We start from the raw sequence: 2,443 nt of genomic DNA on the forward strand, positions 1-2,443 counted from the left end.
AACTCTCCAATAAAGTTAGTTTGTCTAGCATCTAAAAATAAAAATTGACGTTTCACATTGTTTGTTTCGTTCAGTTTTCAAAGAACTACTTGGTCGCTCATTTGCGACTTCCTTATGTTAACATCTTCGTTAGTTAATGTCAACTAAGTTTTTCATTTCGTTTGCCGCGTTCTGCGTTATTGCATCGGCGACTTGTTCTATATTACACCTCTAACCCTTAATCGTCAACATGTTTTTCTAAAAAACTTCATTTTTTTAAAAATCCTATTTACGTTATTAATTTATCTATTTATATACCTCTTCTATAAGAATAGATAAGCAACCCATGAAACGCTCTATGGGTTGCTATTCCATCATAAAAACTATTGTTCTTTTGAAGGTACAGAACAACTTTCATCCGTACAAGACATATCGCTTCCACCCTCTGAAGAAAGCTCTTGTAACTTAGATGCAGGATTCTCTTCTTCCCAAACTTGCTGAAGTGCACCGACAAAAGTTTCAAGTGGTTGCGCACCTGAAATAGCATACTTTTGATTAATAATAAAATAAGGTACTCCTGAAATTTGATATTGCTGAGCAATCGCTTCATCAATTCTAACATCATTTGCATATGCACTTTTATCATTAATAACACGTAAAGCTTCTTGCTTATCTAAACCTGAAGCTTCAGCAATAGTAGCAAGCGTATCCACATCACTTAAATTTTTCGATTCAGTGAAATATGCAAAAAGTAGATTTTCCGTAATCTCTTTTTCTTTCCCTTGATCCTTTGCAAATTTAGCAAGACGATGCGCATCAAATGTGTTCGTCGGCTTCATCTCATCAAAATTAAAACTTAACCCCATACTAGCTGCATGATTGCCTAATTGTATATTATTACGCTTAGCTTCTTCAATACTAATCCCATACTTTGATGCAAGTACTTCATTAATACTTGTTCCAGAATAAATTGGAGCATTTTGATCTAATTCAAAACTTTTAAACTCGACTTCAACATCCTTCTTATGCGGAAATTGCTCTAAAGCCATTTCTAATCTACGTTTCCCAATATAGCAAAATGGGCATACAAAATCTGACCATACTTCAATTTTCATAGAAACACCTCATTAACATGTAGTTTTCAATTATTGTAGCATTGGCAATAAGGAATTCAAAAATTTATGCTTCAAACCTTATATACCACAAACTAAAATGAGTTTTTAAATAGAAAAAACGATAATCAAAAGTATAAAAACACTTCCTTCTGATTATCGTATATACAAATCTAAAACAATCTAATTACGCTGGAATGTATCTCCCCACGAACTTCCATACGGTATTCCAATATTTATTCGAATCTACCTTCTCGGCTTCTCCATGTCCAGCACCTGGAACAATTAATTTCTCTTTTTCTACTTTTGCAGCATTATATACTTCATCTAACATTTCATAGGGAACGAATGTATCAGCATCCCCATGAATAAATAGCATCGGTGTTTTACTTTTCGCTACTTGTTTTACAGCTGAAGCTTCTTCTAAATCATATCCAGCTCTTAATTTTGTAACTGTATTTGCCGCATTCATAACAGGAAACTTTGGCAAATGGAATAAATCTTTTAGTTGATACGTAAATTCATCAATAACAGTTGAGTATCCACAATCTTCAATAATAACTTTAACGTTAGAAGGTAACTCTTCACCTGAAGTCATCATTACAGTTGCTCCCCCCATTGAAACACCAAAGAGTGCTATTTCAGCATTAGGGTCTTTCTGTACAATTTGTTGAATCCACATCAAAATATCTTTACGATCGTGCCAGCCCATCCCTATATAATTGCCTTCACTATTTCCATGCCCACGAAGATCTGGCGCTATGACGTTATATCCTTCTTCATAAAAATTCCGGATATATTTCGTCATTTTCAATGCCTTACTATCATATCCATGAACTACAATTGCCCATTTATGGCTAGATTGTTCATTCATATATTCATAACCTGTTAATTTCAACTTATCAAAAGAATTTATGTGTAGTGTATTAGGTTTATGATTTGAGACAAAGCTCGCATCCTTTTCTTCATTTGTAGCGAACATACCTCCCGATGCATTCACTGTTTCCACTAAGTGAGGATTATCCTCCAAAAATTCTTTCTCTTGTTTCGCATTCAACGCATAATTATAAAAATAATTCCCGACTAACATATAAGTAATTGCTAGAAGAACTAAAACTACTATAGTAATTACACCTATCTTTTTCATATTATCTCCTTTTTCAAAATTAAATCTTCTTATATTCAAGTACTCAAAAAAACAACTGCACTATTTTAACACATCAACAGATTGCTTCTACAAAAAATAAAATAAAAAATCTTAAACTACACATCAAAAATGATGAAAGAAAATGAATATGAGAGGGTCAAAAGAATAAGGATTACTTACTTGAGGCTGATAAGAAGTTTAAAAC

At 33.0% G+C, this 2,443-nt stretch carries 2 protein-coding genes; both read right to left on the bottom strand.

The genetic code is table 11. The features are described 5' to 3' along the window. Window positions 1-362: 362 nt before the first annotated feature. The gene (locus ILS93_RS28390) at window positions 363-1,094 is read right to left on the bottom strand and encodes a DsbA family oxidoreductase (protein WP_064475995.1); all 732 of its coding nucleotides are present in this window, start codon (window positions 1,092-1,094) and stop codon (window positions 363-365) included. A gap of 184 nt (window positions 1,095-1,278) precedes the next feature. Then, window positions 1,279-2,238, bottom strand: a complete 960-nt coding sequence (locus ILS93_RS28395; RefSeq protein WP_088046851.1) for an alpha/beta hydrolase — start codon at window positions 2,236-2,238, stop codon at window positions 1,279-1,281. Window positions 2,239-2,443: the final 205 nt, after the last annotated feature.

Origin of the sequence: Bacillus sp. 16GRE42 (assembly GCF_019837435.1) — a bacterium.
GTDB classification, from domain to species: domain Bacteria; phylum Bacillota; class Bacilli; order Bacillales; family Bacillaceae_G; genus Bacillus_A; species Bacillus_A wiedmannii.